This window comes from Pseudomonas sp. NBRC 111140 (genome assembly GCF_001320885.1).
GTDB classification, from domain to species: Bacteria; Pseudomonadota; Gammaproteobacteria; order Pseudomonadales; family Pseudomonadaceae; genus Aquipseudomonas; species Aquipseudomonas putida_P.
The window spans coordinates 39831-47311 of sequence record NZ_BCBQ01000042.1 but is presented as its reverse complement, the minus strand read 5'-3'; the positions used below and the strand labels follow the sequence as shown (position 1 = coordinate 47311).

Sequence of the window (7481 nt, the reverse complement as noted above, 5' to 3'; positions counted from 1 at the left end):
CCGGCTGGCGGCGCGGGTGGGCGAACTGATCTTCACCGCCCAGCACACCCTGGAACAGGGCAAGGCGTTTTATCGCGAAACCAAGCAGGCCGCTGCCGGCTTCGGCCGTGAGGGCCACGAACTCAAGGTACTCCCCGGCGTCGCGCCGGTGGTGGGCAAGACCCTCGCCCACGCCCAGGCCAAGTACGACCGCCAGCAGCAGTTGCTGGAGCCCAAGGCTTTTCTCAGCTCCATTTCGCGTTTCGCCAGCCTTGGCTACGACCTGTCGGAACTGCCATTCGATGAGGTGGTGCCCCTGCCGCCGGAGCACTTCACCACCAACACCCACCAAAGCCGGCAAAAGCTGGTTTACGACCTGATCCGCCGCGAGCGGCCGACGGTGCGGCAGCTGTTCAACCAACTCACCTCCGGTGGCCACCGCATCCTGATCGGCACCCCGCAGAGCATTGCCGACGATCTGCAGGCGTGGTTCGAGGCCGACGCCGCCGACGGTTTCAACATCATGTTCAGCGGCCTGCACTCGGCCATCGACGACTTTGTCGACGGCGTGGTGCCTGAGCTGCAACGGCGCGGGCTGTTCCAGCGCGAATACGCCGGCAGCACGCTGCGGGAAAACCTCGGCCTGCCTTACCGCGCCAACCGCTTTTTCTAAGGAGTGTTCATGTTCCGACCTTTGGCTTCATTGAGCCTGGCCATTGCCCTGGCCCTGGCCGGTTGCGACGACAAACCGGCGCAACCGGCCAGCAGCGCTGAGGCAGCCACCCCGCAGCAAGGCGGCGTGCTACGGGTAGCCTTTGACGGCGACCCCAACTGCATCGACCCGCAGCAGGCGGGCAACAACACTGCCCTCAACGTCGGCCGGCAACTGGTCGACTCGCTTACCGATCAAGACCCGCAAAGTGCTGCAATCGTGCCGTGGCTGGCCGAGCGCTGGGAGGTCAGTGACGACTCGCGCCAGTTCACTTTCCACCTGCGCGAAGGCGCCACCTTCGCAGATGACAGCCCGCTGGATGCGGCGGCGGTGAAGGCCAATTTCGAGGCTATCGTCGCCTTGGGTGCCCAGGCGCAGCTGGCCAGTACCTACCTGGCCGGCCTGGATACCATTGAAGTGCTCGGGCCGCTTAGCGTGCGCATTGGTTTCCACCAACCCAACGCACAATTCCTCCAGGCCAGCTCTACCATGAGCCTGGGGTTGCTAGCCCCGGCCACCCTCAAGCGCTCCGCCGAGGAACGCTGCCAGGGTGCGCTGGTAGGCAGCGGGCCGTTCAATGTCAAACGCTTCGAACATAACCGCCTGGTGCGTATCGAGGCCCGCCACGACTATGCCTGGCCATCGTCGTTGGCCGGGCACCAGGGCCGCGCCTGGCTCGACGCCATCGAGTTCCACATCCTGCCGGAATCCGGCGTGCGCCTGGGCAGCCTGTTGTCCGCGCAGATCGACGTCAACACAAGCGTGCCAGTGCAGGACGAGGCCGTGCTGCAAGCTCAGGGCGTGCCGTCGATCGCCCGTTCCAACCCTGGCATTGTCTTCAACCTGACACCCAACGAGTCGCACCCGCCGCTGGACGACGCCAATGTGCGCCGGGCACTGAACAAGGCCATCGACCGCAGCCAGTTGCAGGCGGTGATCTCGCGCTACCAGAAACCGGCCAGCTCGGTACTGGCCAGCAGCACGCCGTATTACCAGGACCTCAGTGCCAGCCTCGCCTTCGATCCCGAAGGTGCCGCCAAGCTGTTGGATGCTGCGGGCTGGGCCAAAGGTGCCGATGGCTGGCGCCAGCGCGATGGCCAGCGCCTGAGCTTCGCCCTCGACTACTGGCAGGCCACCACCCCGGTGCTGGAACTGGTGCAGCAGCAACTGCGCCAGGCTGGTGTGGAGCTGCGCCTGAACAAGTCCACCATTGGCCAGGTGAGCCTGCTGCAGACTTCGCAAAACTACCAGCTGTGGTTCTTCAACCTGACCCGCGCCGACCCGGACGTATTGCGCACCGTGTTCCTCGCCGCAGGTCGCAACGTCAACGCGCGTGGCGCGCTGCCACTGGACCAGGCCCTGCTCGATTCGGCAGCCAGCCTGGATGCGCACAAACGTGGCGAGCTGATCGCTCAAGCCAGCCAGGCGTTACTGGAGCAAGGCCATGTCATTCCGCTGGTGGAGGCTGCAACGGTCACAGCGTTTCGCCATGCCGTGCGCGGCCTGCACTACGAAGCCTCGACCCGCCTGCAGTTTTATGACACCTGGCTGGCACAACCAGAGGCCACCAAACCATGACCACGCTGACTTATCGCCACGCAGTACCGTGGCGGCTGGCCCAGGCACTGCTGGTGCTGTGGGCTGCATTTTCCCTGTCGTTCGTCATCCTCTACGCGTTGCCCGGTGACCCGGTGGCGATCTTGCTGGCACAGAGCGGCGAGCCAGGCGCGGTAGACCCGGCAAAGGTGGCCGAACTGCGCGCTCGCTATCACCTCGATGGCAGCTTGTGGCAACAGTACGGCGGTGCACTCTGGCGCCTGTTGCAGCTGGACTTGGGCCATTCGCTGCAAAGCGGCAAGCCAGTGGCTCAGGCCCTGGCAGACGCGTTGCCCGCCACCTTGTCCCTGGCGTTCGCCGCACTGGCCCTGGCCGTGCCACTGGGCATCGGCTTGGCCCTGGCGGCGCATCAGGTACGCCAGCGCACGTTGCAGAGCGCTTTGCATAACGCCCCGGCCGTGGTGGTGTCGTTGCCGACCTTCTGGGTTGGCCTGGTGCTGTTGCAGCTGTTTTCCTTCCAGCTGCACTGGCTGCCGGCCATGGGCAATCAAGGCCCGGCCAGCCTGGTGCTGCCGGCGCTAACCCTGGCCCTGCCTTGTGCGGCGATGATCGCTCAGGTACTGGGACGTTCACTGGCCAGTGTCAGCCGCCAGCCATTTGTCCAGGCATTGCGCAGCAAAGGGCTAGGGCCTTGGCGCTTGTTGTGCGGGCACGTGCTGCACAATGCAGCAATACCGCTGCTGAGCCTGGCCGGCACCTTGCTGGGCAACCTGCTGGCCGGGGCGGTGGTGACCGAAACCGTGTTCTCGCGTGAGGGTATCGGCCGCCTGGCCCAGGCCGCAGTGGCCAGCCAGGACATCGCCGTGGTTCAGGGTGTGGTGTTGCTGGCTGCGGCCTTGTACGTGCTGACCAACTTGCTGACCGACCTGTTCTACCCCCTGCTCGACCCACGTATTGGCCAAGGAGGCCGGGCATGAGCGTAAAAACCGCCTATGGCCTTGTACAAGCGAAACGCTGGCCTCGCCTGCCGCTGGCATTGAGTGTCGTCCTGTTCCTGCTGGTACTGGGCTGGGCCTTTTGGCCAGAGCTGTTCAGCCGCGCCGACCCGTTGCTGGCCGATCCCAGTCAGGCCTTGCAAGCCCCTTCCGCCCGGCACTGGTTCGGCACCGACCACCTTGGCCGCGACCTGTACGCGCGCTGTGTCCATGGCGCGGCGCTGTCACTGCAGGCGACCAGCATCGCCGTGCTGATCGCTTTGCTGGTCGGCAGTCTGCTGGGTGGCATCGCCGGCTGGTTCGGTGGCCTGGCCGATCGTGCGCTGGCAGTGCTGGTGGAGGTGCTGATGGCCATTCCCGCATTGTTGCTGGCGATGGCGATTGTCACGGCGCTGGGCTTCGGCACGCTGGAAATCGCCGTAGCCGTAGGGCTGTCATCCGTGGCCATCTTCGCCCGGCTGGCCCGCGGCGAAGTGCTGCGCTGGCGCAGCCGCAGCTTTGTCGAGGCGGCGCAGGTGGCCGGTGTGGGCAGCTGGTGCAACCTCTGGCGGCATGTGTTGCCGCACGCCGCCGGGCCGCTACTGGCCTTGGCCGCACTGGAGTTCGCCAGTGCCGTGCTGGCTGTGTCGGCGTTGAGCTTTCTCGGCTTTGGCGCACCGCCACCGCAACCGGAGTGGGGCCTGCTGATCGCCGAAGGCCGCAACTACATGGTCGTGGCCTGGTGGTACACCACATTGCCGGGCTTGGTGGTGGCCGCCGTGGTGCTGGCCACTCATCAACTCGCCCATGGGCTGCAACAGTTACAGGGAGATGTGCGATGAACACCCCATTGGTGCGTATCCAGCAGTTAAGCGTCGATTATCCAGGCAACCCGCAAGCCGCCGTACAGGCGCTGGACCTGGAAATTGCCGCAGGTGAAATTGTCTGCCTGGTGGGCGAGTCCGGTTCGGGCAAATCCACTACCGCTGCGGCCCTCGCCGGGCTGCTGCCAGCCGCGGCGCGGCAGCGAGGCCAACTGTGGCTGCAAGGCCAGGCGCTGGAACAATTTGCTGAACGTGACTGGTGCCAACGCCGTGGCCGCCTGGTCGGCTTCGTGCCACAAGACCCCGGCACCTCGCTGGACCCGGTCAAGACCATCGGTGCACAGCTGGTCGAAGCCATGACCGTGCATGGCGTGCCGCGCCGTGAAGCCGGTGCGCGCGGGCTGGCACTGCTGCAGCAGGTGGGCCTCAGGGATGCCGAGCAACTGTCCCGCCGCTACCCCCATGAGCTGTCGGGTGGCATGTGCCAGCGGGTGTTGATCGCAATCGCCCTGGCCAACGACCCACTGCTGTTGATCGCCGACGAACCCACCAGCGCCCTGGATGTCAGCGTGCAGCGGCAAATTCTAGACCGCCTGCAGCAACTGGTGCGCGCACGCGGCAGCAGCTTGTTGCTCATCACCCATGACCTGGCGGTGGCGCTGGACCGTGCCGATCGCATTCTGGTGATGCGCAACGGCCAACTGCTGGAGAGCGGCACGCCCGCGCAGTTATGGCATGCACCCAAGCATCCCTACACGCGGCAGCTGCTGGCGGCCTCACCGTTGGCACGCCTGCAGCAACGGCGTACTGGCCCAGCCAGCGCAGTTGGCGAACCCCTGTTGCAGGTCAGTGGCCTGATGCGGCGTTTCAACCGGCATGCCGCGCCGGTGGTCGACGGTGTCAGCTTCACCCTGCCCCGTGGCAGTACCACCAGCCTGGTGGGCGAGTCAGGTTCGGGTAAGTCCACCACTGCCCGCATCATCCTGGCCTTGGAGCAAGCCAGTGCAGGCAGCGTGTTGTTCGACGGCCAGCCAATACTGGGCGCCAGCCGGCGCCAATTGCATGCCTACCGGCGGCGAGTGCAACTGGTCTACCAGAACCCCTGGGCTGCGTTGGACCCTAGGCACAACCTGCTGCAGATCGTCAGTGAGCCGATGCGCGCCTTTGCCATTGGCGCGCGACGAGACGATCGGCAGCGGGTGCTGGGTTTGCTGGAGCGGGTCGGGTTACCCGCCGAGTTGCTGCTGCGTCGGCCTGGAGCGTTGTCTGGTGGGCAGCGCCAGCGTGTGGCTATCGCTCGTGCCTTGGCGGCTGAACCGGAGCTGCTGGTGCTCGATGAGCCGCTGTCGGCCCTGGATGCGCCCGTGCAGGCACAGGTGTTGGCGTTGTTGCAGCGTTTGCAGGCTGAGCTGGGGCTGACCTACCTGTTCATTTCACACGACCTGGCGACGGTGCGCGGCATCAGCGATCAGGTGCTGGTGATGCGCCAGGGGCGGCTGGTGGACCAAGGGCCGACCGAGCAGGTGTTCGAGCGGCCCGCGAGTGACTACACGCGGAGCTTGCTGGAGGATATGCCAGGATTGGGCCGGGTATTGCAGGGGGAGCGGCCCTTGGTGCGTGAGGTGGGGTGAGCCTGCAGCGATTGGGTTGGATCACCGATGCTGGGGCTGCTTCGCAGCCCATCGCGATGCAAGGCCGCTCCTACAAGGGCCTTGTGCCGCGATGGGGGCGCAAAGCGCGCCGTAACGGCCTACGCAGCCCCGTCCAACCCCATCTGCCAGAAATCCGCTTCCAGGCTGGACGCCTGGCCGAAAATCCCCACCAGCTCAGCAAACCGCTGCTCTGTCATGCTTCGCGCAGCCAGTTCATCCAGATGCTTGCGCGCGGCCGCCGCCACGCCTTGGTAGCCCTCCCCGGCATATTCGCCAATCCACTCGCGGTACGGGTGGTTGCTCAAATCGCCGATGCGTTCGGCCAAGGTTCGGCCGATCTCGGCATAGCCGATCACGCAAGGTGCCAGTGCCACATGCAGCTCCAGCAGGTCGCCGGCGGCGCCGCAGTCCAGCACGTAACGGGTATACGCCACCGTCGCCTGGTGCTCTGGTGCGGCCTCGATATCAGCCTGAGTCAACCCCCAGCGCGCGCACAGGCGCACATGCAACTCGGTTTCGTCCAGGATCGCCGCCAGCCCGGCCTGCGCGGCACGGATGTCGGCCGGGCGGCGGCTTTTGTAGGCGGCCAGCGCCCAGGCGCGGGCGAACTGGATCAGAAACAGGTAATCCTGCACCAGGTAGGTTCGGAACGCTTGCTCGCTCAGCGTGCCCTCGCCCATCTGCCGCACGAAGTCATGGTCCACGTAGCGGTTCCACTGCGGCGCGGCAGCGGTCTTGAGGCGCTCGAAGATATCCATGCTCACTGGCCCTCCGGGTAGACGGCATCGAAGAAGGCCAGCTCCAACGCTACCGTGCGCTGGTAGAAGTCACTTGCCAGCGCGGCCTGTTGCGGGCCGACGCGGTCCAGCTCGGCCTGCAGGAAGGCGACGAAGTCCTGGAATGCCGGGTTGTCGTGCAGGGTGATCCACTCGGCATGGACGAAGTTTTCCGGCATCGGTTTCGGTGCCTTCAGCGCCCAATCCAGGTACAGGCCTTCGGCAACGTTGAGCACCGCCAGGGCCGCTGCGTAGGACCGGGTGGCTGCCGCTTCGCGCATGATCGCCTTGAAACCTGCGGTAGGCGCGGTATCGGCTGGTTCATCGCGTTGCGCCGGGCTGACATCCAGGGCCTCGAAGGCGCGCAGGAAGTACGTGTTCTCGTCGCTTGAGATCATCCCGGCGAAGCGGCCGAAACGCAGGCGGGCCTCGAACGTGTCGGCGGTGGCGATGGCCGCGCCCAGCAGGGTCAGGAAGCTGTCAAGAAAGCGGTGGTCCTGTACCAGGTAGTTGACCATGATCGGGTCCGGCAGGCTGCCGTCGCACAATTGGGTCACGAAACGGTGGCCAACGGCTGCCGACCAGGTCGGCTCGTTCTGGCGGTGCAGGGACTGGCTGAAACGTTCGGTCATGTTGCTGTCCTTGATGAGGGTGACAGCGAGACCTTGGCAGTTGACATGGACTGGGCCTCGCAGTGAGGCCGGCAAAAAGGCAGGTTACAAGCCCCATCCCTTCGCCGGCATGATCCGGATCAGGTTCGAAGGGTCACCGCGCTGCAGTGTTCAGCGGTTTCTCAGCCCATTGCCGGGCTCCCCTTGGTGGCGAACAGGTATACCCCAGTGCGTCGGGGCTGTCACGCCCCGATCCACCCAGTGAGTGGGCATTGGGTCACCCGCTTTTGGGGACTTAGGCCCATTCTTGACGCGCCATTATTTAGCGCACCCTAGGCGCCGCAAGGTTTTGTATGACAAAGCATTACTGAAATACCTGTTGGCACAGCCGTTGCT

7 protein-coding genes and 1 riboswitch are annotated in these 7481 nt (G+C 65.3%); of the genes, 5 read left to right on the top strand and 2 right to left on the bottom strand.

From position 1 onward, the window contains the following. The 5 genes from APH42_RS15370 to APH42_RS15350 all read left to right on the top strand — a co-directional run. The coding region (locus APH42_RS15370; protein ID WP_156352773.1) for an LLM class flavin-dependent oxidoreductase at nucleotides 1-652 on the top strand (652 nt) is incomplete at its 5' end. A 9-nt stretch (nucleotides 653-661) separates the two neighbouring features. After that, nucleotides 662-2269, top strand: a complete 1608-nt coding sequence (locus tag APH42_RS15365; protein ID WP_060493673.1) for an ABC transporter substrate-binding protein — start codon at nucleotides 662-664, stop codon at nucleotides 2267-2269. Continuing rightward, nucleotides 2266-3225, top strand: a complete 960-nt coding sequence (locus APH42_RS15360; RefSeq protein ID WP_060493672.1) for an ABC transporter permease — start codon at nucleotides 2266-2268, stop codon at nucleotides 3223-3225. The genes APH42_RS15365 and APH42_RS15360 overlap by 4 nt, the downstream gene beginning before the upstream one ends. Next, a complete protein-coding gene (locus tag APH42_RS15355) occupies nucleotides 3222-4064 on the top strand; it encodes an ABC transporter permease (RefSeq protein ID WP_012272298.1) in 843 nt (280 codons plus the stop codon). The genes APH42_RS15360 and APH42_RS15355 overlap by 4 nt, the downstream gene beginning before the upstream one ends. Continuing rightward, complete coding sequence (locus tag APH42_RS15350) at nucleotides 4061-5677, top strand: ABC transporter ATP-binding protein (protein WP_060493671.1); 1617 nt, start codon at nucleotides 4061-4063, stop codon at nucleotides 5675-5677. Before APH42_RS15355 ends, APH42_RS15350 begins: the two co-directional genes overlap by 4 nt. A 119-nt stretch (nucleotides 5678-5796) precedes the next feature. Here APH42_RS15350 and tenA read toward each other — a convergent pair whose 3' ends face one another. Together tenA and APH42_RS15340 are read right to left on the bottom strand one after the other, a co-directional pair. Then, a complete protein-coding gene (tenA, locus tag APH42_RS15345) occupies nucleotides 5797-6456 on the bottom strand; it encodes a thiaminase II (RefSeq protein WP_060493670.1) in 660 nt (219 codons plus the stop codon). A 2-nt stretch (nucleotides 6457-6458) separates the two neighbouring features. Beyond that, complete coding sequence (locus APH42_RS15340) at nucleotides 6459-7106, bottom strand: TenA family protein (RefSeq protein WP_060493669.1); 648 nt, start codon at nucleotides 7104-7106, stop codon at nucleotides 6459-6461. A 79-nt stretch (nucleotides 7107-7185) separates the two neighbouring features. Continuing rightward, nucleotides 7186-7300, bottom strand: a riboswitch (TPP riboswitch). Nucleotides 7301-7481 lie beyond the last annotated feature (181 nt).